Source organism: Exiguobacterium sp. CH10 (assembly GCF_018617635.1).
GTDB lineage: Bacteria > Bacillota > Bacilli > Exiguobacteriales > Exiguobacteriaceae > Exiguobacterium > Exiguobacterium aestuarii_A.
Genome location: NZ_JACSKO010000001.1, coordinates 266,381 through 291,176, shown reverse-complemented (window position 1 = coordinate 291,176; position 24,796 = coordinate 266,381). Strand labels below are relative to the sequence as shown.

At 47.7% G+C, this 24,796-nt stretch carries 27 protein-coding genes; 22 read left to right on the top strand and 5 right to left on the bottom strand.

Annotation, left to right across the window (positions count from 1 at the left end):
- Window positions 1-68: 68 nt before the first annotated feature.
- From dxs to KNP04_RS01520, 6 genes are all read left to right on the top strand, one after another.
- Entirely contained in the window at window positions 69-1,961 is a 1,893-nt protein-coding gene (gene dxs / locus KNP04_RS01545; protein WP_214820207.1) for a 1-deoxy-D-xylulose-5-phosphate synthase, read from the top strand.
- 6 nt (window positions 1,962-1,967) lie between these two features.
- Window positions 1,968-2,783 carry a TlyA family RNA methyltransferase gene (locus KNP04_RS01540; protein WP_214820205.1) on the top strand — a complete coding sequence of 272 codons (816 nt, stop codon included), beginning with the start codon at window positions 1,968-1,970 and terminating at the stop codon, window positions 2,781-2,783.
- Between the two features lie 155 nt (window positions 2,784-2,938).
- Window positions 2,939-3,388, top strand: a complete 450-nt coding sequence (ahrC, locus tag KNP04_RS01535) for a transcriptional regulator AhrC/ArgR (protein ID WP_214748051.1) — start codon at window positions 2,939-2,941, stop codon at window positions 3,386-3,388.
- Between the two features lie 13 nt (window positions 3,389-3,401).
- The gene (gene recN / locus KNP04_RS01530; protein WP_214820203.1) at window positions 3,402-5,099 is read left to right on the top strand and encodes a DNA repair protein RecN; all 1,698 of its coding nucleotides are present in this window, start codon (window positions 3,402-3,404) and stop codon (window positions 5,097-5,099) included.
- On the top strand, window positions 5,100-5,831 hold the full coding sequence (gene spo0A / locus KNP04_RS01525) for a sporulation transcription factor Spo0A (protein WP_214820201.1): 732 nt from the start codon (window positions 5,100-5,102) through the stop codon (window positions 5,829-5,831). It begins immediately after the preceding gene.
- A 258-nt stretch (window positions 5,832-6,089) separates the two neighbouring features.
- Window positions 6,090-6,263, top strand: a complete 174-nt coding sequence (locus tag KNP04_RS01520; RefSeq protein WP_214874507.1) for a hypothetical protein — start codon at window positions 6,090-6,092, stop codon at window positions 6,261-6,263.
- A gap of 224 nt (window positions 6,264-6,487) precedes the next feature.
- Here the strand turns inward: KNP04_RS01520 and KNP04_RS01515 are convergent, their stop codons facing one another.
- Window positions 6,488-6,736, bottom strand: a complete 249-nt coding sequence (locus KNP04_RS01515) for a DUF2627 domain-containing protein (protein ID WP_074033291.1) — start codon at window positions 6,734-6,736, stop codon at window positions 6,488-6,490.
- Between the two features lie 135 nt (window positions 6,737-6,871).
- On the opposite strand from KNP04_RS01515, the gene KNP04_RS01510 reads away from it, so the two are divergent.
- From KNP04_RS01510 to KNP04_RS01475, 8 genes are all read left to right on the top strand, one after another.
- Window positions 6,872-8,509 carry a sigma 54-interacting transcriptional regulator gene (locus KNP04_RS01510; RefSeq protein ID WP_214820199.1) on the top strand — a complete coding sequence of 546 codons (1,638 nt, stop codon included), beginning with the start codon at window positions 6,872-6,874 and terminating at the stop codon, window positions 8,507-8,509.
- Window positions 8,510-8,630: 121 nt separating this feature from the next.
- Window positions 8,631-9,527 (top strand): phosphate butyryltransferase, encoded by an 897-nt coding sequence (gene yqiS, locus KNP04_RS01505; protein WP_214820197.1) that lies wholly within the window; start codon window positions 8,631-8,633, stop codon window positions 9,525-9,527.
- 25 nt (window positions 9,528-9,552) lie between these two features.
- Window positions 9,553-10,674 carry a Glu/Leu/Phe/Val family dehydrogenase gene (locus KNP04_RS01500; RefSeq protein ID WP_214820195.1) on the top strand — a complete coding sequence of 374 codons (1,122 nt, stop codon included), beginning with the start codon at window positions 9,553-9,555 and terminating at the stop codon, window positions 10,672-10,674.
- 1 nt (window position 10,675) lies between these two features.
- On the top strand, window positions 10,676-11,767 hold the full coding sequence (buk, locus tag KNP04_RS01495) for a butyrate kinase (protein ID WP_214874506.1): 1,092 nt from the start codon (window positions 10,676-10,678) through the stop codon (window positions 11,765-11,767).
- Window positions 11,751-13,160, top strand: a complete 1,410-nt coding sequence (gene lpdA / locus KNP04_RS01490; protein ID WP_214820191.1) for a dihydrolipoyl dehydrogenase — start codon at window positions 11,751-11,753, stop codon at window positions 13,158-13,160. Before buk ends, lpdA begins: the two co-directional genes overlap by 17 nt.
- 12 nt (window positions 13,161-13,172) lie before the next feature.
- Window positions 13,173-14,180: a thiamine pyrophosphate-dependent dehydrogenase E1 component subunit alpha gene (locus KNP04_RS01485; RefSeq protein ID WP_483297961.1), complete on the top strand. Its 1,008-nt coding sequence runs from the start codon at window positions 13,173-13,175 to the stop codon at window positions 14,178-14,180.
- Window positions 14,180-15,157, top strand: a complete 978-nt coding sequence (locus KNP04_RS01480) for an alpha-ketoacid dehydrogenase subunit beta (RefSeq protein WP_214820189.1) — start codon at window positions 14,180-14,182, stop codon at window positions 15,155-15,157. Before KNP04_RS01485 ends, KNP04_RS01480 begins: the two co-directional genes overlap by 1 nt.
- A 12-nt stretch (window positions 15,158-15,169) precedes the next feature.
- Window positions 15,170-16,486 (top strand): dihydrolipoamide acetyltransferase family protein, encoded by a 1,317-nt coding sequence (locus KNP04_RS01475; RefSeq protein WP_214874505.1) that lies wholly within the window; start codon window positions 15,170-15,172, stop codon window positions 16,484-16,486.
- A gap of 44 nt (window positions 16,487-16,530) precedes the next feature.
- On the opposite strand, the gene KNP04_RS01470 is transcribed toward KNP04_RS01475, so the two are convergent.
- The 3 genes from KNP04_RS01470 to KNP04_RS01460 all read right to left on the bottom strand — a co-directional run bounded on the left by KNP04_RS01470 (window position 16,531) and on the right by KNP04_RS01460 (window position 18,036).
- Window positions 16,531-16,746 carry a hypothetical protein gene (locus KNP04_RS01470; protein WP_214820185.1) on the bottom strand — a complete coding sequence of 72 codons (216 nt, stop codon included), beginning with the start codon at window positions 16,744-16,746 and terminating at the stop codon, window positions 16,531-16,533.
- A gap of 16 nt (window positions 16,747-16,762) precedes the next feature.
- The gene (locus KNP04_RS01465; protein WP_214820183.1) at window positions 16,763-17,143 is read right to left on the bottom strand and encodes a hypothetical protein; all 381 of its coding nucleotides are present in this window, start codon (window positions 17,141-17,143) and stop codon (window positions 16,763-16,765) included.
- Between the two features lie 119 nt (window positions 17,144-17,262).
- Window positions 17,263-18,036 (bottom strand): sporulation protein, encoded by a 774-nt coding sequence (locus KNP04_RS01460; protein WP_214874504.1) that lies wholly within the window; start codon window positions 18,034-18,036, stop codon window positions 17,263-17,265.
- 99 nt (window positions 18,037-18,135) lie between these two features.
- Between KNP04_RS01460 and KNP04_RS01455 the strand changes: the two genes are divergently transcribed.
- The 8 genes from KNP04_RS01455 (at window position 18,136) to KNP04_RS01420 (ending at window position 23,878) form a co-directional block, all read left to right on the top strand.
- The gene (locus KNP04_RS01455; protein ID WP_214820179.1) at window positions 18,136-19,320 is read left to right on the top strand and encodes a class I SAM-dependent methyltransferase; all 1,185 of its coding nucleotides are present in this window, start codon (window positions 18,136-18,138) and stop codon (window positions 19,318-19,320) included.
- Between the two features lie 35 nt (window positions 19,321-19,355).
- Window positions 19,356-19,784 carry a BrxA/BrxB family bacilliredoxin gene (locus KNP04_RS01450; protein ID WP_012726551.1) on the top strand — a complete coding sequence of 143 codons (429 nt, stop codon included), beginning with the start codon at window positions 19,356-19,358 and terminating at the stop codon, window positions 19,782-19,784.
- 56 nt (window positions 19,785-19,840) lie between these two features.
- The gene (locus tag KNP04_RS01445; protein ID WP_214692910.1) at window positions 19,841-20,182 is read left to right on the top strand and encodes a DUF952 domain-containing protein; all 342 of its coding nucleotides are present in this window, start codon (window positions 19,841-19,843) and stop codon (window positions 20,180-20,182) included.
- Window positions 20,183-20,364: 182 nt separating this feature from the next.
- Complete coding sequence (locus KNP04_RS01440; protein WP_214820177.1) at window positions 20,365-21,156, top strand: transporter substrate-binding domain-containing protein; 792 nt, start codon at window positions 20,365-20,367, stop codon at window positions 21,154-21,156.
- A gap of 60 nt (window positions 21,157-21,216) precedes the next feature.
- On the top strand, window positions 21,217-21,876 hold the full coding sequence (locus tag KNP04_RS01435) for an amino acid ABC transporter permease (RefSeq protein WP_012726548.1): 660 nt from the start codon (window positions 21,217-21,219) through the stop codon (window positions 21,874-21,876).
- Window positions 21,873-22,595: an amino acid ABC transporter ATP-binding protein gene (locus tag KNP04_RS01430; RefSeq protein ID WP_074033278.1), complete on the top strand. Its 723-nt coding sequence runs from the start codon at window positions 21,873-21,875 to the stop codon at window positions 22,593-22,595. The genes KNP04_RS01435 and KNP04_RS01430 overlap by 4 nt, the downstream gene beginning before the upstream one ends.
- 30 nt (window positions 22,596-22,625) lie before the next feature.
- Window positions 22,626-23,300: a metal-dependent hydrolase gene (locus KNP04_RS01425; protein WP_214748101.1), complete on the top strand. Its 675-nt coding sequence runs from the start codon at window positions 22,626-22,628 to the stop codon at window positions 23,298-23,300.
- Between the two features lie 2 nt (window positions 23,301-23,302).
- Window positions 23,303-23,878 (top strand): HD domain-containing protein, encoded by a 576-nt coding sequence (locus KNP04_RS01420; protein ID WP_214874503.1) that lies wholly within the window; start codon window positions 23,303-23,305, stop codon window positions 23,876-23,878.
- Window positions 23,879-23,916: 38 nt separating this feature from the next.
- Here KNP04_RS01420 and fadH read toward each other — a convergent pair whose 3' ends face one another.
- Complete coding sequence (gene fadH / locus KNP04_RS01415; RefSeq protein WP_353047565.1) at window positions 23,917-24,687, bottom strand: 2,4-dienoyl-CoA reductase; 771 nt, start codon at window positions 24,685-24,687, stop codon at window positions 23,917-23,919.
- Between the last annotated feature and the right edge of the window lie 109 nt (window positions 24,688-24,796).

The following is a 24,796-nucleotide window of genomic DNA, read 5'->3' as shown; positions in this document are numbered from 1 at the left end:
TCTACCGTCACATTCTTGTAAAATGTAAGGTACGAATCAGTAAAATGTGAGGAGAAAGGATGGTCATTATGGACTTGACATCCATTCAAGACCCGTCATTCCTGAAAAGGATGTCTGTAACCGAACTCGAATCACTCGGCTCAGACATTAGACGATTCTTGATTGAAAAATTGGCAGTGACGGGAGGGCATTTAGCGCCAAACTTAGGAGTTGTGGAGTTGACGCTAGCCCTGCACCGTGTATTTGACAGTCCGAAAGACCAACTTGTATGGGACGTCGGTCATCAGGCGTACGTTCATAAAATTTTGACAGGACGTACGAGCCAGTTTGATACCCTTCGACAATACAACGGATTATGTGGTTTTCCTAAACGTTGTGAGAGTGAACATGATGTATGGGAGACTGGCCACAGTTCAACGTCTCTTTCAGCAGCAATGGGGATTGCGATCGCAAATGAGTTAAAAGGACGCGCGAATGATCGTGCCATTGCCATCATCGGCGATGGAGCATTGACAGGGGGAATGGCGCTCGAGGCGCTGAACCACATCGGTGCCGAGAAGCAGAATGTCATTGTCATCTTGAATGACAATGAGATGTCCATCGCGCCGAACGTTGGGGCGATGCATAATATGCTCGGTCGAATCCGTGCGTCACGCAAATTGAAACATGCACGTGAAGAGATGGAATCAATCATCAAGCATATTCCACTCGTCGGCAATTCACTCGAACGAAGTGGGGAGCGAGTAAAAGATTTGTTGAAGTCTGCACTCATTCCAGGCACATTTTTTGAAGAACTCGGTTTCACTTACTTTGGACCGACTGACGGTCACGATTTGAAAGACTTGCTTGAGACACTCGAGTATGCGAAAAAAATCGATGGACCTGTTCTCGTTCATGTCATCACGAAAAAAGGAAAGGGTTACCGTCCCGCTGAGTTAGATGGTGTTGGAACATGGCACGGTTTAGGACCTTATAAAATTGAGTCAGGTGAAGTGATCAAAGGGAAGCCGAAAGGACCGAGCTACTCAAAAGTCGTCGCTGAGACGATCACGAAAGTGGCAGAATCGGATGAGCGGGTGACTTTGATCACGCCGGCAATGAGTGTTGGTTCAAAACTCGACTGCTTCACGAAAAAATTCCCGGAACGCATGTTTGACGTCGGGATTGCCGAACAACATGCGGTAACGCTAGCGGGAGGTCAGGCGACACAAGGTTTGAAACCGGTCGTCTCGATTTACTCAACATTCTTCCAGCGTGCGTACGACCAACTCGTCCATGACATTTGTCGTCAAAACTTGAACGTTGTATTCACGATTGACCGTTCAGGACTTGTCGGGGCAGATGGAGAGACGCACCAAGGTGTATTCGATATCGCCTTCATGCGTCACGTACCGAATATTCGAATTTTGATGGCGAAAGATGAAGAAGAGTTACAACAACTCGTTTACTCAGCGCTTCGTTACGATGATGGACCGATTGCAATCCGTTTCCCTCGTGGTGAAGGGATTGGGGTGCCGATGAGTGATACGCTCCAAGAAATCTCGCTCGATGATTGGGAAGTCGAGGCGGAAGGAACGGATGTCGCCATTTTGACGTTCGGACCACAAGTTCAAGACGCGTTGGAAGTACGCTCATTATTAGAGGACAAGCTCAGTGTGCGCGTCATCAATTGTCGCACGATTAAGCCGCTCGATGATGCAATGCTCACTTCTTTATATGCAGAGGGCATTCCGCTCGTGACACTTGAAGAAGCAGCACTCGCAGGTGGCTTTGGAAGCAGTGTGTTAGAACATGCGAATGAAACAGGAGCGTTCCCGCGGATTCAACGCCTCGGGATTCCAGACCGATATATCGAGCACGGCGGTGTTAACCAACTTTTAGAAGAGATTGGTCTCCGACCAGCCCAAATGGCGGAATCGATTGAACGGTTCGTGATGGAGACAAATCGACAGAATGTGTGAGGGATTATGGAAAAAAGAACGAAAACAAGATTAGATGTACTACTCGTCGAACGCGGTCTCGCTGAAACACGAGAGAAGGCGAAACGGGCTGTCATGGCCGGGCTTGTCTACAGCGGGACCGAACGTCTGGATAAAGCGGGCGATAAAGTGTTTGACGATATCCCTCTTGAAGTGAAAGGTCAAGTTCTACCGTACGTCGGACGAGGCGGGCTGAAGCTTGAGAAAGCTCTGCAAGTGTTCCCGCTCGACGTTCAAGGCCGTGTGGGGATTGATATCGGTTCCTCTACGGGAGGTTTTACGGACTGTGCGCTTCAAAACGGGGCGACGCAAATGTATGCGGTCGATGTTGGTTACAACCAGCTCGCATGGAAGCTTCGTAGCGATGATCGCGTCATCGTCATGGAACGGATGAACTTCCGTCATGCGACAGCCGATCAATTCCCGGTCAAACCAGATTTTGCGACGATTGATGTTTCTTTCATATCACTTCGTCTCATGGTGCCACCTCTAAAAGCGATTTTAAACCAGGAGGGTGTCGTCATGGCGCTCGTCAAACCACAATTCGAAGCCGGTAAAGCCGACGTCGGGAAGAAAGGGATTGTGCGAGACCGTGACGTACATGAGCGAGTGGCGAGTGATATGGTCCGCTATTTTGCATCGGAAGGGTTCTTCGTCGAAGGATTGGACTACTCCCCGATCACGGGTGGGGACGGAAACATTGAATTCCTCTTATTCGCTCGTTATACGGGGGTAGGTGGAGTCGAACCATCCCTTCGAGTCGAAGACGTGGTGGATGCGGCGCATGCCAAACTAAAGGGATGAGCAATGGCTACAGACAGCTTTGTCTGTAGCTTTTTCTTATCGACGAAGAAGAGATGGAGAATGGTGGAAATACCCACCGGAATGCTAGACCTTTTTTCGACAATACTTTAGAATGATAATGTGTATGTGAAACGAAGAATGAGGTGTCAGCGCTTATGAATAAAGGACAGCGATTGATTAAAATTCGAGACATCGTGACGAATCGTGAAATCGAAACGCAAGATGAATTAGTAGACGAACTTCGTCGCTTAGGATATCCCGTCACACAGGCGACTGTATCTCGGGATATTAAAGAATTACATTTAGTGAAAGTTCCTTTGAACGACGGACGATACAAATACAGCTTGCCTGCGGATCAGCGTTTTAACCCATACGGAAAAATGAAGCGCATCCTCGGTGACAGCTTCGTCTCGGTCGACTCAGCTCAAAACCTGGTTGTCATGAAAGTGCTACCAGGTAATGCCGATGCAATCGGTGTCTTGATTGACCATCTGTCATGGGACGAATTGATTGGAACAGTTTGTGGAGATGACACGATTCTCATGATTGCTCGCGATGAGGAGAAAGCGAAACAAATCATCGATCGACTACTCGGAATGTTATGAGGTGAAAGTACGTATGTTGGCAGAACTATCAATCAAACAGTTTGCGATTATCGACGAATTAAACATTCCGTTTAATCGGGGCATGACCGTTCTCACGGGTGAGACAGGTGCCGGTAAATCGATTTTGTTAGATGCGATTGGGTTGCTTGTTGGAGGACGTGGATCGAGCGAATTCGTTCGTTATGGTCAGGATAAGGCCGAAATCGAAGGAATGTTCATGGTTGAATCGGATCACCCGGTCATTGAGGCGGCCGAACAATACGGCATCGAAATCGAGGACGGGACAGTTATTTTGCGCCGAGACTTACATAGTAGCGGGAAAAGCGTCTGCCGTGTGAATGGGAAGATGATGCCACTCTCGACGCTACGTGAATTCGGTCGCTTGCTTGTAGATATTCACGGTCAGCATGAACATCAACACTTGATGGACTCAGAATTTCACTTGGGCATTCTAGACCATTATGCCGAAAAGGAAATCGCTCCATTATTAGAGGAATATCAGACAGCGTACGCAGCTTGGAAGCAAGTCGCGGATGAACTGAAGCGACTCAGTCAAAGTGAACAAGAGCTTGCACAGCGCATGGACTTATTATCGTTTCAAACGAAAGAAATTGAAGCGGCTGAACTAAAAGAGGGTGAAGAACAGGCATTAATGGAAGAACGGGATGAATTAGCGAACTTTGAACGCATTCATCAACACATTCGCCTGTCTTATGAGGCAGTCTCTGAAGAGTCAAACGGACTTGACCAAATCGGGGTCGCAATGCGCGAGATGGAAGAAGCTTCTCAATTGTCCTCTTCCCTCGCATCAGTGTCAGAGACAATCTCGAACGCTTATTACTTGCTCGAAGATGCAAAGTTTCAGTTACGGGATCAACTCGACTCACTTGAGTTTGATCCAATTCGTTTGGATGAAATCGAGTCGCGTCTAGCGCTGTTCCAACAGCTTAAGCGGAAATATGGCACGACAATCGAAGAAGTCATCGCCTATGGGGAACAAGTATCCGATGAATTGAAATCGATGACGAATCGTGAGGAGTTGCTGCAAACACTGTCTGAGGACCTTGTCCGACTAGAGAAAGTTGCAAAAGAGGCAGGTGCACGGCTGTCGGCGTCACGTAAAGCGGCGGCCGAGTCCCTTCAACATGACATCCATCGAGAACTAAAAGAATTATATATGGAGAAAACAGCGTTTGAAGTTCGATTCAGTACGACGACATTGAAACAAGACGGTTTTGATGATGTCGAATTTTATATGATGACAAACGTCGGAGAACCGTTCAAGCCGCTTGCGAAAGTCGCTTCAGGTGGTGAACTTTCCCGTGTCATGTTAGCCCTTAAATCAATCTTTTCCCGAACGGTCGGAGTCGCATCGATTATCTTCGATGAAGTCGATACAGGAGTATCAGGGCGTGTCGCACAAGCGATGGGAGAAAAAATCTTCCGTCTGTCTGTCGGGTCGCAAGTGCTGTGTATCACGCATTTAGCTCAAGTTGCTGCAATGGCAGATCAACACCTTTACATCACGAAAACGGAAACAGACGACCGGACGAAGACGAACGTTGCCACTCTTGACCGCGAGAGCCGGATCGACGAGCTAGGTCGAATGATTGCTGGTATTCAAATGACAGACTTGACGAAGCAACATGTTGAAGAGTTGCTCGAAATGTCACAGCAAGTAAAACAGAAGTTCATCAAAGGAGTGTCATAAGTGATTACATTATGTATTGCGGACGACAATCGAGAAATCGTCGATTTGTTGAGCCGACAACTAGAATCTGAGCCTGATCTCCGTGTCGTTGGAACAGCGCACGATGGTGAAGCGTGCTTGGAGGTCGTCAAGACACACCAACCGGATGTACTCTTACTCGATATTATCATGCCTCATTTGGATGGAATCGGAGTATTGCAACGTTTACATGAAGAGTTCGGTGATGATAAGCCGGAAGTGATCATGTTGAGTGCGTTCGGAAAAGATGAAGTGACGAAACAAGCGGTTCAATTGGGGGCCTCTTACTTTCTCGTCAAACCTTTCAATATCCAACAACTGTTGACGAAAATTCGTGAGTTGTCGGATGGTGCGAATCGCGAATTCGAAGGAATGTCCCCAGATGAAATTGAAATTTCGATCTTGCTCCAACAGCTTGGCATTTCCCCTCGAATCAAAGGATTCAAGTATATCCGCCAAGCCGTCATTTACGTACGCGAGCGTCAAGATTTGCTCGGATTAATCACAAAGGAATTGTATCCGATGGTCGCAAAAGAGCATGATACGACTTCCTCACGTGTAGAGCGGGCGATGCGTCACGCGATCAAGACGGCGTGGGAGAATGGCATGCGCGATCATGAGATGTTTGAAGGGCGACCTGAGCGTGAGCGGAGTCCGAAGAACTCGGAGTTTATTTCGTATTTCGTCACCTACTTGTCGTTTAAAAGTAATTGAATCTTTCAGAAGGACTAAGCCGTTTGATGGTTTAGTCCTTTTTGTAAAATAATCAATAAAAAAATTTATTTACTTTATGAAAGAAAGCGCTTGCAAAACGAGTGTGGTTTGTTATAATAAAGGTGTACCAAGTTACTTGGACAAGCGTCAGATGAACGCTTTTCAAACTTGTTCCGGAGCAATGTTTGAAGAAACAAAATCATCTCGGTTCGTTATCCGACAATAGCTCAGAGGTGGGAACGACATCTCAAGTCGTTAATGTCCCGACGTGAGGTCGCGACAGTCGCTCATTCGCGAGACGATTCTATCATCAACTCGAAGCTAGGGGTTGATATAGGAAAAACGAATCGTTCAGTTAACCAAAAGGAGTGTTGTCAACCGTTGAATAGTTTATGGCAAGCGTTCGACTTCACGATGGATGGTTGGACATGATCCGATAACAAAAAAAGTTAGTAACTCGAATGGAAGCGTTCCGTTCACGCAAGACGGCAGTTACTAAAGTTCTTTCATACTTCTTCATTAAGAAGACGTTGGATCTCATGTCAATGGAAGTAAAGTAGTTGGAAAGGAGATCATCCGTAGTGATCACAATTCAATACGAATAAAAGGTTCCGCACTTGAAATGAAGTCAAGTTAGGGAACCTTTTTTTGTGCGCTTATGAGTCGAGTCGTTGAACTTTACCTGTTTTTTTATCGCGGTTAAATATATAGCCAGCTACAAATCCGATCCCGCCCATGGCGAGCAGAAGTCCAAAAGTCCCCTGCAACATGGAGGCGGCAGCGAGTGAATCAATCCATGTGAATGGTCCACTCGTCTTCAAAAAGAAGCTATCGCGAAGTAATTTGATTCCGTAAACACCGAGTAAGCCAGGGACGATTAAGATTAGAAGCGCGATGAAACGCATGCAATCTCCTCCTTTACCATACATTATTTTAACAGAAATTCATTCATTCTACACTGTCTATTTTTAGGCGGCTTGCGCATCATGTTTGTATTCAGTAGCATGAAGATGAGAAGAGAGAAAGATGGGGGAATTCGTATGAATAAACGATTGATGATTGTCGGGGCAGGAAAAGGGGGGACGGAAGTCCTGAACATGTTGATGGACTCTCCGCTTGCTACGATCGTGGCGGTCGTGGACTCCGATGCATCGGCTGAAGGGATTGCACTTGCCAAAAGTTATGGCATCGCCGTGACGGACAATTGGACAAAATATGCGGATGCATCATTGGACTTTGTCATTGAGACGACAGGACAGCATCAAACGTTTGAAGAGTTGAAGGATCATTATCAAGATGCGGTTGTGTTGCCAGGAGAGTTTATTCGGATCGTTGTCGAACGATTGAAGCAGAATCAGCAAATGCTTGAGGCAATCATCGAGTGTACGAGTGAGGCAATTTCGGTAGCCGATCATCACGGCAACACCATATTAATCAATCCGTCTTACACACGGTTGACGGGATTCAAAAAGGAGGATGTCGTCGATAAACCCGCCACTGCCGACATCGGGATGCAGGAGAGTGTACATTTGAAAGTACTATCGACGGGGCAGGGGGTCCGAGACATTCGGATGCAAATCGGGGCGACGCGACGTGACATTCTTGTGAATGCCGAACCCATCATCGTTGAGGGGAAGTTGAGAGGTTCGGTCGGCGTCATTCGAGACGTGTCTCAAATACGTGCGCTGCGTGATGAATTACAAGAAGCGAAAACACGCATTCGAAATCTAGAGGCGAAATATCAGTTTGCCGATATCATCGCGACAAGTGATACGATGCGATTCGTCATCGATCAAGCGAAATTGGCAGCTGTGACCCCGGTAACAGTATTGATTCGCGGAGAATCGGGAACAGGAAAAGAACTGTTCGCCCATGCCATTCATGGGGAGTCCCCTCGGAAATTCAAAAAGTTCATCCGGGTAAACTGTGCGGCCATTTCACCCACGCTTCTCGAAAGTGAACTGTTCGGCTATGAAGATGGAGCGTTCAGTGGCGCGAAGCGTGGCGGAAAGACCGGTTACTTTGAGGAGGCAGATGGCGGTTCGCTCTTTTTGGACGAAATCGGAGAACTGCCACTTGATGTCCAAGTGAAGCTTCTACGTGTGCTTCAAGAAAATGAGATTGTCCGAGTCGGTGGGACGACGGCGATTCCGATTGATGTCCGCATCATCGCCGCGACGAATGCTGACCTTGAACAGAAAGTGGCAGATGGGACGTTCCGAGAAGATTTGTACTATCGCATCAACCGCATGCCAATCCATATCCCTCCACTTCGTGAACGGTTGAATGAACTCGAGGCACTCTGTGATCGTATCATTCGGAAGTTGAATCAAGAATATGGACGGAGTGTACAAGGTGTGGATGAAGATGCCCTGATGCTTCTAAAAAGTCAGCATTGGAAAGGGAACGTCCGAGAACTTGAGAATGTGATTGGTCGGGCGATGATTTATATGGCGAGCGCGGAACAATGGATTGCTCCACATCACCTTCAATTATCACCGCGTACGCCGAGTCAGAAAGTCGTCGAGTCTGGAACGCTCCATGAGGCGGTGGCGAAATATGAGCGTGATTTGATTGAGCGAACAATCGAAGAGGCTGGTGGAAATAAGTCAGAAGCTGCCCGTCGATTAAAAATTTCGATTCGGACTTTATACAATAAACTAGAAACCATGAAATAATATGCATGAAAATAATTGCATGGTAAGCATTTTTTTGCATAGTCATCCGCATGATAAAGCGCTTACAATTTAGGAAACAAACTTGCTTATGTTATAGTGTAGAGAGCAAGGGGGGACAATGATGAATTTTGAACGGATGCTGAAGAACGCAAAACAACTAGAGGGTTGTACGGTATCCATTGCGGGGGCAGCGGATGAAGAAGTGATCCGAGCCGTAAAACTTGCCACGGATCATGGATTGTCACGTTTCATTTTATTTGGAGAAGCTCGGGAAATCCGAAAGTTATGTGAACAGTATGGAATCGATGAGTCAGATGTCGATATTTTACATGCAAAAGGTGACGTAGAGATTGCCAGACGTGCTGCACTAGCCGTGAAAAACAAAGAGGCGGATGTGCTCATGAAAGGAATGGTGTCGACATCGACATTCATGAAAGCCGTCCTCAATCGAGAGGCTGGCCTTCGGACGAACCGGACGCTCAGTCATATCGCATTATTTCAAATTCCAAATCGGGAAAAATTGATTGGTGTGACCGATGCAGCAATCCATATCGCGCCATCGCTCGAAGAAAAGGTCGAAATCATTCATAATGCGGTAGAAGCGATGCATGACATCGGTTACGAATCGCCAAAAGTCGCAGCAATTGGGGCTGTTGAGGTTGTTAATCCTCAGATGAATGCGACGCTCGATGCCGCGTTGCTCAGTCAGATGAATCGTAGAGGACAAATCAAAGGCTGTATCGTAGATGGACCGCTTGCCCTTGATAACGCAGTCGATATGGTCGCAGCGAAACAAAAAGGAATCAATAGTGAAGTGGCGGGGCAAGCAGATTTATTAGTCGTACCATACATAGAGGTCGGCAACGTCCTTTATAAATCAATCATGTACTTTGCAGAGGCGAGCGTTGCGGCGATTGTCGTTGGCGCATCTGCCCCTGTCGTATTGACGAGTCGTGCCGATACAGCGGAGGCGAAACTTTATTCCCTCGCATTCGCTTTGTTACATGCCAAAAACTAATCGTACTTAACAGGAGGAATTGATCATGATGGAAACAAACACAGAACCACGCTTCCGTATTTTTGATGTCTTACAATCTGAGGATTACGAACAAATCGTATTTTGCCAAGACCAAGCTTCTGGGTTAAAAGCAATCATTGCGATCCACGATACGACACTCGGTCCAGCACTTGGCGGACTTCGTATGTGGAATTATGAGTCAGAGCAAGAAGCGCTCACAGACGTGTTGCGTCTCGCAAAAGGAATGACTTATAAAAATGCTGCAGCCGGACTCAACCTTGGTGGTGGGAAAGCTGTCATCATCGGAAATGCCAAGACGGACAAGTCAGAAGCTCTCTTCCGTGCATTCGGTCGATACGTACAATCACTAAGTGGACGTTACATCACAGCTGAAGATGTGAACACGACGGTAGCTGACATGGACTTCATTCACATGGAGACGGATTACGTCACAGGAGTCAGTCCTGCGTTCGGTTCAAGTGGTAACCCTTCACCAGTAACGGCATATGGCGTCTACCGCGGTATGAAAGCCGCTGCAAAATGGAAGTTCGGAACAGACTCACTCGCAGGGAAGACGGTTGCCGTGCAAGGTGTCGGAAACGTAGCCTATAACTTATGCCGCCACCTCCATGAAGAAGGTGCACATTTGATTGTGACAGACATCAACGAAGAAGCGCTCAAACGTGCAGAAGCAGACTTTGGTGCGACGATCGTCAAACCAGATGAGATTTACGCGGTCGAGTGTGACATTTTTGCTCCATGTGCACTCGGTGCAGTCATCAACGACAAAACGATTCCACAATTGAAAGCACAAATCGTTGCAGGTGCCGCAAACAACCAATTGGCTGAAGATCGTCATGGGGATGTACTTGACGAGAACGGTATCCTTTACGCGCCAGACTTCGTCATCAACGCCGGTGGTGTCATCAACGTCGCGGACGAACTCGAAGGTTATAACCGTGAACGGGCAATGAAGAAAGTCGAACTCATCTATGACAACATGATGCGTGTCTTTGAAATTGCGGAGCGTGATGGAGTACCGACGCATGTGGCGGCTGACAAGATGGCTGAAGAGCGGATTCATATGATGTCACGTTCACGTAGTCAGTTCCTCAAAGTTGAAAAAAGTATTCTGGGGAGACGCTAAGATGACAAAACGGCTAATTCTTGCGATCAACCCTGGGTCGACTTCGACAAAAGTTGGATTGTTTGATGGGAAGGAAGAAGTGATGACACGTACGGTCCGCCATGAGATTGATGTGACCGGTCTCACCCTTCCTGAGCAGTTACCTCATCGTGAGCAAGAAGTACGTGCCTTGTTAGAAGAGACTGGCATCGCGGTCAACGATTTGACCGCGATTGTCGGTCGTGGTGGCTTGCTTGCACCGATGACATCAGGAACGTATACCGTCAATGATTTGATGCGAGAGGACTTGACGAGCGGAAGATTCGGTATGCATGCGTCTAACCTCGGTGGATTGATTGCATCCAAAATAGGCGAGAATGAAGGAATCCCAAGCTTCATCGTTGACCCTGTCGTTGTCGATGAGATGCATGAGTTGGCAAGAAAGACCGGAATGGCCGACATCGATCGCCGTAGTATCTTTCATGCCCTGAATCAAAAGGCCGTCGCCAAACGTTTTGCGACTAAAAATGGAAGCGATTACAATGAGCTGAATTTGATTGTCGCTCACTTGGGCGGAGGGATTACGGTCGGTGCTCATGCACAAGGCCGCGTCATCGATGTGAACAATGGACTCGACGGTGATGGACCACTTGCTCCAGAACGGGCAGGTTCAATTCCTGTTGGACAGGTAGTAGAACTATGTTATAGTACCAGGTATAAAGAATCGGAAATGAAAAAGAAAATTGTCGGTCAAGGTGGGTTGTTCGCACACCTCGGTACATTCGATGCGATTGAGATTGAGCAACGGATGGAATCGGGAGATGATGAGGCGAGACTCCTTTATGAGACGATGGCATACCGTGTCGCACAAGAGATTTCAAAACATGGTGCGACGCTCAGTGGCCGAGTGGATGCCATCTTATTGACAGGTGGAATCGCTTATTCTGACTGGCTGACTGACAAGATTAAAGAGCGTGTCGCATTCCTCGCGCCGGTATACGTTTATCCAGGTGAAGATGAATTGAAAGCCTTGGCAGAAGGTGCACTTCGCGTCATCGAGAAGGAAGAGACCGCAAGAGAATATGAGGGGGATACACATGGCACGAGAATTTGATGTTGTCGTCATTGGTGGAGGACCAGGAGGATATGTGGCTGCGATCAAGGCTGCACAGGCTGGTAAATCTGTCGCAATCGTCGAGGCGAGAAAATTAGGCGGCACCTGCTTACATAGAGGCTGCATCCCTACGAAAGCTCTTCTAAAAGCTGCCCATGTCTATCAAACGGCGAAACAGGGGGCAACGTACGGCGTAGAAACGGGAAGTGTGACGTTCAACATGGAACGGGCTCAAACGTATAAACGCGATCTTGTGGCTGGTCTTGAAAAAGGAATCGAGCACTTGATGAAACAAGGGAAAATTGAAGTGTTTCGCGGAAAAGCCTCGATCCTTGGACCGAGTATCTTCTCGCCACAACCTGGGACCGTATCCGTTGAAGATGAAAGCGGTGAGTCAGAGCTCATCTTGCCAAACCAATTGATTATCGCGACAGGTTCGATTCCGCGTGAACTTCCTGGTTTGCCGTTCGATCACGAACGTATCTTAAACTCGGACGACCTCCTCAATTTTGAGACACTTCCTGAATCGATTGCGATTGTCGGTGGAGGTGTCATCGGAGTCGAATGGGCGTCCATGCTCGTCGATTTAGATGTGAACGTGACGTTGATCGAAGTAGGAGATCGATTACTTCCACTTGAGGACAAGGCGGTCTCTCGTGAGGTGGAACGCTTATTGAAGAAGCGTGGTGTCCGTGTGAAGAAGAGCGTGACGGTCGACGCCGAACGAACATTGATTCACGAAAATACAGTGGAGCTTGCTGTCGGGGAAGAGATGTTACAAGTAGACAGTGTCCTCGTCTCGGTTGGTCGAGTTGCCAACACGGAAGACTTAGGACTTCAAAACACTTCCATCGTCGTAGAAAACGGGATCATCCAAGTCGATAGTCAGTATCGGACGAAAGAACGTCATATCTTCGCAATCGGTGATTGCATCGGGAAGTTACAACTCGCTCACGTCGCGTCTGCAGAAGGCGTGAAGGCGGTCGAAACGATTCTTGGACTTGAGCCGACACCACTCGATTATGCGCTCATTCCACGTTGTGTATATAGCGTTCCTGAAGTCGCTTCGGTCGGCTTGACGGAAGAGGCGGCAAAAGATGCCGGACATGATGTGAAGACGGGGACATATCGATTCAACGGACTCGGGAAAGCGCGAATTGAAGGACAAGCAGACGGATTCGTCAAACTCGTTTCGGACAAAGAAACAGATGACCTTCTCGGTGTTCATATCGTCGGACCGAAAGCGACTGAACTCATCACAGAAGGTGGACTCGCGCTCGTCTTGAACGCGACGGCTTGGGAGATGGGACAACTTGTGCACCCACACCCTGCATTGAGCGAAGCCTTCCAGGAAGCGGCACTTGCCGTTGATGGATTACCGATTCACGCCTAAGGAGGAACAAGAATGGAACAGATGACTGTAAACTCATATGAAGAGCTTGGTTTAACCAAACAAGATTTATTGGCAATGTATGAAACGATGGTACGCGCCCGTAAGATTGATGAACGGATGTGGAAGTTGAACCGCGCCGGGAAAATCCCGTTCGTCGTTTCATGTCAAGGACAAGAAGCGGCGCAGGTCGGTGCGGCGTTCGCGCTCGAGAAAGGAATCGACTACGTATTGCCTTACTATCGTGATGTGGCGGTTGTTCTTCACTTCGGTCAAACATCAAGAGACTTGATGTTGTCGGCATTTGCGAAAGCGGAAGATCCGAACTCGGGCGGTCGTCAGATGCCTGGTCACTTCGGCTCGAAAGAACATCGCATCGTGACGGGTTCATCTCCGGTTACAACACAAGTCCCTCATGCGGTCGGAATTGCACTTGCGGCGAAGATGAAAAAAGAAGAACTCGTCACGTTCGTCTCGTTCGGAGAAGGCTCATCGAACCAAGGTGACTTCCACGAAGGGGCAAACTTTGCAGGTGTCCATAAATTACCGGTTATCTTGTTCTGTGAGAACAACAAGTATGCGATTTCGGTACCACTTACGAAACAGTTGGCATGTGAGCATGTATCAGACCGTGCAAAAGGCTACGGCATGCCAGGTGTGACAGTCGACGGGACAGACCCGATTGCTGTATATGCGGTCGTGAAGGAAGCGCGCGAACGTGCACTTCGCGGAGAAGGACCGACGCTAATCGAAGCAGAAGTCGAACGTCTCGTCCCACACTCATCAGATGATGATGACAAAGCATACCGTTCAGCTGAAGAATTGGCCGGATTAAAAGAGCGAGATGGCATTCAATTGTTCCGTCAACGACTTGTGAACGATGGTATTGCAACAGCGGATACACTTGCCGAAATCGATGCACAAATCGATGCTGAAGTGAATGAAGCGACGACATATGCGGACAAAGCACCGTACGCATCACCTGAATCTGCATTGGATTACGTCTATGAGGAGGAAAAATGATGAAAACGTTTATCGAAGCGATCAATGAAGCGATTCATGAGGAAATGGAGCGCGACGAAAACGTCTTCGTCGTCGGGGAAGACGTCGGCGTACGTGGTGGTGTATTCCGTGCCACCCAAGGCTTGATTGAGAAGTATGGAGAAGACCGTGTCATCGACGCACCGCTCGCTGAGAGTGCGATTGCCGGTGTAGGAGTCGGGGCTGCCATGTACGGCATGCGACCGATTGCAGAAATGCAATTCGCAGACTTTATCATGCCAGCAGTGAACCAAATCGTATCGGAAGCGGCAAAAATTCGATACCGCTCAAACAACGACTGGACGTGTCCGATGGTCATCCGTGCTCCTTTCGGGGGTGGCATTCACGGGGCACTCTATCACTCGCAATCGGTCGAGGCGATGTTCAGTTCGACGCCAGGTCTCAAAGTCGTCATTCCATCAGACCCAGTCGATGCGAAGGGATTGTTGAAAGCAGCAATCCGTTCGAACGACCCTGTCCTCTTCTTCGAACATAAGCGTGCCTATCGTCTTTTGAAGGCGGACTTGCCAACGGACGAATACACGGTTGAAATCGGTAAGGCTGCTGTCAAACGTGAAGGTGACGATATCACAATCATCACGTACGGTCTTTGTGTCCACATGGCACAAGAAGCTGCGAAAACACTCGAAAAGGAAGGAATCAGTACGCATATTCTCGACCTTCGTACCGTCTATCCGCTCGACCAGGGTGCAATCATCGAGTCGGTCAAGAAGACCGGTAAAGTGTTACTCGTGACAGAAGACAACAAAGAAGGAAGCATCATTGGAGAAGTAGCGGCGATTATCGCAGAGAAGGCACTCTTTGAACTCGATGCGCCGATTGAACGCTTAGCGGGTCCTGACGTTCCGGCTATGCCATATGCACCACCGATGGAAAAATTCTTTATCGTATCCCCAGAAAAAATTGCCGAGCGGGCGCGTCAGCTCGCCGCGTTTTAAGGAGGCGTCTCCATGGAACAAACGATTACAATGCCCCAACTCGGTGAGAGTGTGACGGAAGGCACGATTACGACATATCTCGTCAAACCGGGCGATCGTGTGGAAGAATATGAACCACTTGCCGAAGTGATGACAGATAAAGTCACGGCCGAGATTCCGGCAACAAGTGCAGGAATCGTAAAAGAATTTCTCATTCCAGAAGGTGAGACGGTCAGTGTCGGGACACCTGTCCTGACGATGGAAGTCGAAAGTGCAGAGGAAGCTGTGACTGAGACGAAGACTGAACCGGTCGCCGAAGCGGAACCAGCAGAACCGGCAGCAGCGAAGCAAGCTGTCGCGACGGTTCCGAAAAAACAGAGTGGGAACGGTCGATATTCTCCTGCCGTCATCCGACTCGCGAATGAGAACAACATCGATTTGAATGAATTGAGCGGAAGCGGTCTAGGCGGTCGGATTACGCGGAAAGATATTCTTCGTTACTTATCAGAAGGACGCCCTGCATCAACTCCTGAGAAAGCGACACAAGCACCTGTCCAAGAGACAATGGTACAAACAAAAATGGACGTTCCGACTGAGGCACCACGTCCTGCCGTCGAACCTTCACAATCAGCTGCCTCGACATCTACAGGTCGATACGAAACGATTCCGACAGCTGGTGTGCGTCAAGCGATTGCGAACAATATGGTTCGCTCGAAGCATGAGGCACCACACGCATGGCTCATGATTGAGGTCGATGTAACGAATCTCGTCGAGGCGCGTGCGAAATTGAAAGATGAGTTCATGAAACGGGAAGGCGTCAAATTGACATTCATGCCGTTTTTCATGAAAGCAGCCATCGAGGCATTGAAGAAGTATCCGATGATGAACTCAGAATGGGCAGGCGACCACATCAAAGTTCACCAAGACATCCATCTGTCTGTGGCCGTCGCGGCAAACGACGCCCTGTATGTACCGGTCATTCGCCAAGCGGATGAGAAGAACATCAAAGGACTCGCTGTGGCCCTTCAAGACGTAGCGTCACGTGCGCGTGAGAACCGTTTGAAGGCGGAGGAGATGCGTGGAGGGACGTTCACCATCAACAACACGGGTGCGTTTGGTTCAATCCAATCGGCACCAATCTTGAACTACCCACAAGCGGCAATCCTATCAGTCGAGTCGATTGTGAAGCGTCCGGTCTGGATGAACGGAATGTTCGCGGCACGCGATATGGTCAACCTTTGTATGTCGGTCGACCATCGTGTCCTCGACGGGCTCGTCGCAGGGCAATTCTTGCAAGCAATCAAACAGTCGCTCGAGTCGATCGACCCGAACACATATACAGTGTATTGATTCAAAAAAAATGGAGGCGCCCCCGGTGGGATCGCCTCCATTTTTCATGAGTTATAGCCAATGAATAGCGTGAAGAAGAAACTTGCGGCTGAGATGAGTAAGAGAAGGAACGACATGGACATGCCGGTGATGACGAGTCTTTTCGAGAGTCGTTGTTTGGTTTTGTAGAGCGCATACGCAAACACAAGACTAAATATGCCGAGCGTCATGAATAGCGTGAGCGGGATTGATCGGTCGTAAAGAAGGTAAAATGGATCCAATGTTGAATCGTCCTTTCTAGTCATGAACCTTCTTAAATTGTCGTAGATGAACACGGTACATCGATTTGTTGATTACAATAAATACGAGAAGAAACATCCAATATACAAAGATATAGTCTAATGTAAATTCGGGAACACCATCATGTCTGACTGAGGAAATCCAAAGCAGGCAGAGAGAGGCCGGGAAATGGATAAAGAGTACAAGATAAGGTACGAACTTCATGAATGATAAGGCATTTGTCGACGGATTACGCATTAAACTCATCGCGATCAAACCGATCAACACCTCGAGTCCACCAAGCGTGAAATAGGCGAGTGAATCAGAGAAGCTGGTTTCTAGAATGGGTGAGGCAAGCGTCGCAAGACCTAAACTCCCGATGATTATTAAAGCGAACAAGATGTAGTCACCTCCAAAAAAAGGTTTGATTCTATGTGTTTATTGTAAAATAATGGATGGTAAAATTCAACATCTCAGAAAAACACGCCATTCATAGAAATGGCGTGTCGGTAAGTTCTTTATATCGATTGTTCAATCATCGATTCGATGTCGCGACGAACTTCAGCTGGTGACAAACGTGCAGCATCATAGCGGACACGATGCGTCGACTCGTCCGTTCCCGTCAAATCAGCGAAAAGACTTCCGAGGTCGTGGACACTGCGGTCGACTTGTATGAGTAATTCAATCGAATCCTCTTCTTGTAAGATGACGACTTCGACTTCATCTAACTGACGCCCCAAACGTGAGCCGTTCGCTGAATATTCGAGTTCTTGTGCAATCGGAAGACGACCTGAACGATGGCGTGCCGGGAGCATCTCTGTGTCGGCTTTCTTGAGACGAAAACCGAGTTCGTCCATCGCATCTAAAATGACTTGTTGTGAAGCGTTCGGTTGAACGGTAATCGCATCTTCATCTTTTGGGTCGACGGCTTGGGCGATATCAAGCCCGGTCTCAATCCATGATTTAGATTGACTGACAGAGAGTGGGGTATTGAACGGGACGTTGACCGTGAACGGGATTTCTTTCACTTCTCCTGGTCCAATCATAAATGGAGCCTCATTCAATAAAATCTTTTCAATTGTAAAGGTCGAATGAGTCGTTTTATCGTTGACCTCATGTTTATACAGCGTGTTGAAGAAAAGATAGATGCTGTCGACCGACTGCTCGACTGAACCGCCCTCTACATGGACCACTCCATTAAGTTCACCACCGGGTGTGCAATGGCTTTGATTCAAGCGTGTGTCGACTTTTGCGGCACCGATTCCGATTGATGATAAAATCTTTTTAAACATATGTGTATCCTCCTTTGACGTAACGTCGTCTTCGTGTAATAGTATGTACGGACAGGTGAAACGATATGTTTCAAAATTTTTAAAAAAGGATTGAATCCATTGGAATATAAAGCGTTACAAGAACGTCTCGAAGACGTAATCCAATCAAATCATCTCGTGTCGGCGACAATCAGTCAACCCCGTCAAAAATCAAGTGATCTCAGACGGGTCAAATTGAAACCGGTCATGCTTCGGAATGCATACCACATCCAGTTTGAATATCAGTACGAACGGGTGATGAACCATAAAAACTTATCACCGGATGAGGCTGTAGAAGAATTGTTCGACCTTCTTGAAACGTTCAGACAAGGACAGTTTCAATTAAAAGAGTCTGACCTTCAATTTCAGTTATCCAAAAAATTTAAAGTGACCTTTAAAGAGAGACAGACAGCTCAAAAAGAAATTCAGTTGAGCCATAATCGGGAAAAGCAATATGTGCTACCACTCGACGAACCAGTCCCATTCTTGATTCGACTCGGCATCCAGTCGAGTGATGGAAAAGTGAAGCGACAAAAGTATGACAAGTTTAAACAAATCAACCGCTTCCTTGAGTTCATTGAGGACTCGCTTAAACACTTGCCGACAGACCGTACCGTCCGAATCTTGGATTTCGGTTCAGGGAAATCGTATTTGACGTTCGCGCTCTATCACTTTTTACACGAGATGAAAGGGTATGATGTCCATATCACGGGTCTCGATTTGAAAAAAGAAGTCATCGAAGAATGTGCATCGATTGCAAAAGACTTAGGATATGAGCGGCTCGAATTCTTAGTCGGAGACATCAATGAATATGAAGGGGAGACAGCTGTTGATATGGTCGTGACACTTCATGCATGTGACGTGGCGACTGATATGGCGTTAGCCCGTGCCGTCCGGTGGGGGGCGAAAGTCATCTTGAGTGTTCCTTGCTGTCAGAAGGAGTTAAATCGTCAACTTCAAGCACCGAATCTAGACGTGATGCTTCAGCATGGATTGATCAAAGAACGGTTCGCTTCGCTGGCGACAGATTCGATTCGGGCTGAACTTCTTGGGCTTGTTGGTTATGAAGCTCAGTTACTGGAGTTCATCGACCTCGAGCATACACCGAAGAACATCATGATTCGTGCGTATTTGACGAATCGTAAAGCGAGTGCTGAGACGAAGGCGCGCTACCTCGCCTTTAAACAAATGTTACAGGCAGATCCGTTCTTAGAACGTGAATTGAGCGATAGACTTGTCCTCGAGGTAGAACAAGACGTAAAATAAGAGAGTATAGACGAAATGTCGAAAGGGGAAACAACATGGATTTTCAATTATATTTTCAAGATGTAGTCGAACAAGCGCGTAACGAAGTGCGTGCTGCAGGATACACAGAGCTCACGACACCGGAAGAAGTAGACGGGGCACTGAAAAAAGAAGGGAAGACACTTGTACTCGTTAACTCGGTATGTGGTTGTGCAGGCGGGATCGCTCGTCCGGCCGCTGCTTACGTTAACAAGATGGAAGGTGTAAAACCTGACCATTTCGTGACCGTGTTTGCAGGTCAAGACCGTGAAGCGACAGATCGTGCACGTGAGTATTTTGAAGGATATGCACCGTCTTCACCATCGATTGCCCTCCTCGAGGATGGAAACATCGTGACGATGGTAGAGCGTAGTGAAATCGAGTCGTCAACTGCGGAAGAACTTGTCGACCAATTACAAACATTGTTCGATATCTACTTCGCATAATCAAGCAACGGCGCAAAGGCATTGCCTTTGCGCTTTTGTGAAAAGGGGCAGTGTATATGGAACCAGTCATCAAAATTATGACGGAGGCAGAATATATGATTGCCCTGTCACGCGGTGAAATCAATGAACCGTCTCTTCAATCGGAAGGAACGATTAAATGTTGTACGCCGCAACAGATTGGAAAGGTCGTCAAAGCGTCGTATGCGGGAGAAGCGGTCGTTCTCGTCTCCCTTTACGTCAATCGTCTTGGGCAACTGTTACATTATGAGTTAGATGAGGACGGGGAACGTTACCCGCACGTGTATAGTGCCATCCCAATGTCATCCGTCAAACAGGTCCAACCATATGGGTCTCGCGACAACGGAACGGTCACATATTTCGCTTTCGAGCGGATGTGACCTTCTTTTTTTGTATGAATTGCATGAATATACTTTACAAGTAATAATTATGTGTATATAGTGGTTGGAGACACAAGTCGGACAACTGATGTGTCATAGAACAGTTGAGCTACGTTCACACATATGTCATAATTTTGTTAAAGTTCTGATAATTATCATTCAATTACGAAAGGGAGATGAAGATGAAAAAAGGTTTTCTAGCATTATGTTTAGCAGGACTGGCCGCGTTCTCAGTCGCATGTGGAGCAGACGTGAACGAAGGAGGATCGACATCGACCGATGGTGAGGATGACAAAGTCATCGTCATGGGTACGAGTGCCGATTACTTCCCGTATGAATTCGTCGACACAGCGAATGGCGACGAGATCGTCGGATTTGATATCGACATCGCCAAAAAAGTGGCAGAAAACATGGGATATGAATTGAAAATTGAAGATATGGATTTCGGAAGTTTGCTCGGAGCCCTCAACGCGGGTCGTGTCGACTTCGTCATGGCTGGTATGACACCGACAGAAGAACGTAAAGAAAATGCCGATTTCTCGGATATCTATTTCACAGCGGTGAACTTGATCTTATCGAAAGATGATTCACTTCAATCACTTGAAGATTTGAAAGGCAAAAAGATTGGTGTCCAGCTTGGTTCGATTCAAGAAGGAATCGCACAGGATCAAATCGCAGACGCTGAAATCGTCTCATTGAACAAGATTCCTGAGATCATCCAGGAAATCAAGACAGGACGTATTGACGCAATGGTCATCGAAGATACGGTCGCGAAGAAATACCTCGAGCAAGACAGCGAATTGACAACATTTGAAATCGTGGACGAAGAAGAAGCGGGCTCTGCTGCTGCCTTCCGTAAAGACGATGAACTCCGCGATCAATTCAACGAAGAGTTGAAGAAGATGATCGACAGTGGAGAAATCGAAGAGTTAGCACAAAAATGGTTTGAAGAAGAGGCTGCACCAGCCGAATAATGAATCGTACGAGGCTGACTGAAGATGAATCGGTCAGCCTTTTTTTAGGAGGAACTTACAATGGATTTTAGCCGGATTTATGATTCGATCCCTTACATACTTGAAGGGATTCCAGTCATGTTCCAAGTGGTCATCGTCTCGGCATTAATCGGGATTTCACTTGGTATTGTCGTTGCAACACTGAAAATCGTACCGAATCGTCTCATCAACTTTATTGGACATGCATACACGGCTGTATTCCGTGGGACACCACTTATCTTGCAACTTGCCATCATTCACTTCGGGTTGCCACAACTGACTGGCTATATCACGACGCCATATCAATCGGCAGTCATCGCCTTTTCATTGAACTCAGGGGCGTATATTTCAGAGATTATTCGTGCTGGTATTCAAGCGGTCGATAAAGGCCAATGGGAAGCATCTGATGCTTTAGGTGTCCCATACGTCAAACAATTACGTTCAATCATCTTGCCACAGGCGTTCAAGAATATCTTGCCCGCCCTCGTCAACGAGATGATTACATTGACGAAAGAGTCGGCACTCGTCTCGACGGTCGGCGTACTCGACATTATGCGCCGGGCACAGATTGTCGGTGGGCAGAAGGCAATCTACTTCGAACCGCTTCTATTCGCCGGTGTGATATACTTTACGATAGTGATGATCTTGACGTATCTTGGACAACGTCTAGAAAAACGGTTAAGAAAGAGTGATGGAAGATGATCGAAGTTAAAGACCTACACAAACAATTTGGTGACTTAGAAGTATTGAAGGGAATCACGACGACGATTGAACGTGGTGAAGTGGTCGCCGTCATCGGACCGTCTGGGTCTGGTAAATCGACATTTCTGCGTTGCTTGAACATGCTAGAAATCCCGACGAGCGGGACGGTCAGTGTGGATGGATTCGAACTTACGAAAAAAGGGGCGAACGTCGCGAAGGCTCGCCAAAATATCGGGATGGTGTTCCAACAGTTCAACCTCTTCCCGCATATGAGCGTATTGGACAATTTGACGTATGCACCTGTCAATGTTTTGAAAGTCAGTAAGGCTGAAGCTCTTGAACGTGCGAAAAAATTGCTCGAACGTGTCGGCCTCTCTGAGAAAATCGACGCCTACCCGAGCCAATTATCAGGTGGACAAAAACAACGTGTCGCGATTGCACGTGCTTTGGCGATGGAACCGAACGTCATGTTATTCGATGAGCCGACATCGGCACTTGACCCTGAGATGGTCAACGAAGTACTCGATGTCATGAAGGGGTTAGCTGAGACAGGGATGACGATGGTCGTCGTCACACACGAAATGGGCTTTGCTCGTGAAGTGGCAGACCGTGTCCTCTTCCTTGATGAAGGAATTCTGATGGAAGAAGGAAAACCGGCCGACCTATTGTTGAACCCGCAGACAGACCGTGCGAAACGATTCTTAGAAAAAGTGTTGTAATCTGAACTTACGAAGGAAGGATGAATGCACATGAAAATCACTTATTACGGACACGCGACAGTAGGATTTGAGATCGATGGCGTAAACGTGTTGATCGATCCATTTTTGACGAGTAACCCTCATACGGAAGTAGACCCTTCTACACTACGCCCAGACTATTTGTTGCTCACCCACGCTCATTTTGATCATATCGAAGATGTCGAATTGATCGCGAAAGAGACGGGTGCGACGATTGTGGCGACGCATGAGCTCGCGACCTACTATGAGAAAAAAGGATTTTCTGTACACGGAATGAATATCGGTGGCGGACACGCCTTCCCGTTCGGACGTGTCACGATGACGCAAGCATTTCATAGCTCGAGTTTCGATATGGGTGACACACCAATCTATATGGGAATGCCAGCTGGATTCATCATTGAGACGAATGAGCTGACGCTCTATCACGCTGGGGATACGAGCCTGTTCTCGGATATGAAAATGTACGGAGAACGTTTCGAAATCGATGTCGCATTCCTTCCAATCGGAGATAATTTTACGATGGGACCTGCAGATGCATTAGACGCGGCGCAGTGGCTCCAAGCCAAACGGGTCGTCCCAATCCACTTTGATACGTTCCCGCCGATCAAGCAGGACGCTCAGGCATTCTGTGACCAGTTACATCGTCGTGGTCTTTTGATTGAACCGAACACGACGATCGAGATTTAAGCGTGGATGTCATACAAGCGACGAAAACGTTCGTCGAACAGATTCATGCAGAAGACCATACAGGGCATGACACCGCTCATATTGAGCGCGTCGTCCGACTGGTGAAGCGCTTGATGAAGGATGAGCCTGTCGACGAGACAGTGCTCATCCTTGCTGCGTATTTACATGACGTGGAAGACCATAAGCTCGGTCGACCGAAGGGACTCGTCAAACAACATTTGACTTCTCTAGAAATCACTGAAGAGCAAGCAAACTTAGTGCTGACCTTAATCGATGAAGTGTCTTTCTCAAAAGGGATTCAGCCTACGACTCGCGAAAGTGAAATTTTGCAGGACGCCGATCGTCTTGATGCCATCGGGGCCATTGGGATTGCGCGAACATTCCAATTCGCTGGTTCTCGCGGAACACCGCTCAATCTGTCGGAAGAAAGTGCAATACAACATTTTCAAGATAAACTGTTGAATCTGGCGTCTAGGATGCATACCGCTAAAGCGAAACAATTGGCGATGTCACGGCATGCGTTCATGGAGCGCTTTTTGGTGCAATTTCACGAAGAGTGGGATGGAGTAGACATTTAAAAGGACGACCGAGACATATGTCTCGGTCGTCCTTTTGATTAAAATGGATGTTTATTGAGCCAGTGGCCGCCGTCAAGAGAAATACAATCCCCGTTTAAATAACGCATCTCGTCAGAGGCCATCCAAAAGGCCAAGTCGGCGATTTCTTCCGGTGTCCCAAAACGTCCTAGTGGGACATTGCGGCGAATCCGCTCTACTTCTTTGACATGGGACACGAGTTTTTCCGCACCGCCTGTCCGTTCAATCGGTCCTGGGCTAATGGCGTTGACACGAGCCCCGAACTGATAGCCCCATTCAACTGCGAGCGTTCTCGTCAAATTGAGGACGCCCGCTTTCGCTGCCGCACTCGGTGCGACACCAGGACCTGCTTGCCATGCATATGAGGCGACCATGTTAATGATTGACCCGCCTCGTAATTCTTCTGCTTCCCAATGTTTCCCGAGAACATGAGTGCAGTTGAATGTGCCGTTCAAGACGATGTCAATGACGCTCGCCCAACCGTTCGGAGACAAATCAAGTGTCGGACAGACGAAATTACCTGCCGCGTTGTTGACGAGTGCGTGAACCGGTCCGTAAGCGGATACGATGTCAGCGAGTGCTTGAGCGCATCCTTCATAATCACGAACATCATGCTGCACACTCATCGCTTGACCTGTTTCGATTGCGTTCAGTTCGTTCATCGCTTCTAGTAGTCGTTCCTCGTTTCGACCACTGATCGCCACATTCCATCCTTCTTGCTTAAATTTTAAGGCCATGGCTTTCCCCATACCAGACGATCCCCCGGTAATCCAAATCGTTTTCATATTGATTCCCCCTTGAAAATGAATGGTCGTTCATTCTATATATTCGTCTTCTGATTTGAAATTCCTTCAATCAGATGTCATTTGGTGTTGAATCATTTCTTCGACAAGATGCGTA

Bases quoted from the DNA above. Each gene is read 5' to 3' on its own strand.
- dxs (WP_214820207.1), top strand. From the start codon at position 69: ATGGACTTGACATCCATTCAAGACCCGTCATTCCTGAAAAGGATGTCT.
- KNP04_RS01540 (WP_214820205.1), top strand. From the start codon at position 1,968: ATGGAAAAAAGAACGAAAACAAGATTAGATGTACTACTCGTCGAACGC.
- ahrC (WP_214748051.1), top strand. From the start codon at position 2,939: ATGAATAAAGGACAGCGATTGATTAAAATTCGAGACATCGTGACGAAT.
- recN (WP_214820203.1), top strand. From the start codon at position 3,402: ATGTTGGCAGAACTATCAATCAAACAGTTTGCGATTATCGACGAATTA.
- KNP04_RS01520 (WP_214874507.1), top strand. From the start codon at position 6,090: ATGTCCCGACGTGAGGTCGCGACAGTCGCTCATTCGCGAGACGATTCT.
- KNP04_RS01515 (WP_074033291.1), bottom strand. From the start codon at position 6,736: ATGCGTTTCATCGCGCTTCTAATCTTAATCGTCCCTGGCTTACTCGGT.
- KNP04_RS01510 (WP_214820199.1), top strand. From the start codon at position 6,872: ATGAATAAACGATTGATGATTGTCGGGGCAGGAAAAGGGGGGACGGAA.
- yqiS (WP_214820197.1), top strand. From the start codon at position 8,631: ATGAATTTTGAACGGATGCTGAAGAACGCAAAACAACTAGAGGGTTGT.
- KNP04_RS01500 (WP_214820195.1), top strand. From the start codon at position 9,553: ATGATGGAAACAAACACAGAACCACGCTTCCGTATTTTTGATGTCTTA.
- buk (WP_214874506.1), top strand. From the start codon at position 10,676: ATGACAAAACGGCTAATTCTTGCGATCAACCCTGGGTCGACTTCGACA.
- lpdA (WP_214820191.1), top strand. From the start codon at position 11,751: ATGGCACGAGAATTTGATGTTGTCGTCATTGGTGGAGGACCAGGAGGA.
- KNP04_RS01485 (WP_483297961.1), top strand. From the start codon at position 13,173: ATGGAACAGATGACTGTAAACTCATATGAAGAGCTTGGTTTAACCAAA.
- KNP04_RS01480 (WP_214820189.1), top strand. From the start codon at position 14,180: ATGAAAACGTTTATCGAAGCGATCAATGAAGCGATTCATGAGGAAATG.
- KNP04_RS01475 (WP_214874505.1), top strand. From the start codon at position 15,170: ATGGAACAAACGATTACAATGCCCCAACTCGGTGAGAGTGTGACGGAA.
- KNP04_RS01460 (WP_214874504.1), bottom strand. From the start codon at position 18,036: ATGTTTAAAAAGATTTTATCATCAATCGGAATCGGTGCCGCAAAAGTC.
- KNP04_RS01450 (WP_012726551.1), top strand. From the start codon at position 19,356: ATGGATTTTCAATTATATTTTCAAGATGTAGTCGAACAAGCGCGTAAC.
- KNP04_RS01445 (WP_214692910.1), top strand. From the start codon at position 19,841: ATGGAACCAGTCATCAAAATTATGACGGAGGCAGAATATATGATTGCC.
- KNP04_RS01440 (WP_214820177.1), top strand. From the start codon at position 20,365: ATGAAAAAAGGTTTTCTAGCATTATGTTTAGCAGGACTGGCCGCGTTC.
- KNP04_RS01435 (WP_012726548.1), top strand. From the start codon at position 21,217: ATGGATTTTAGCCGGATTTATGATTCGATCCCTTACATACTTGAAGGG.
- KNP04_RS01430 (WP_074033278.1), top strand. From the start codon at position 21,873: ATGATCGAAGTTAAAGACCTACACAAACAATTTGGTGACTTAGAAGTA.
- KNP04_RS01425 (WP_214748101.1), top strand. From the start codon at position 22,626: ATGAAAATCACTTATTACGGACACGCGACAGTAGGATTTGAGATCGAT.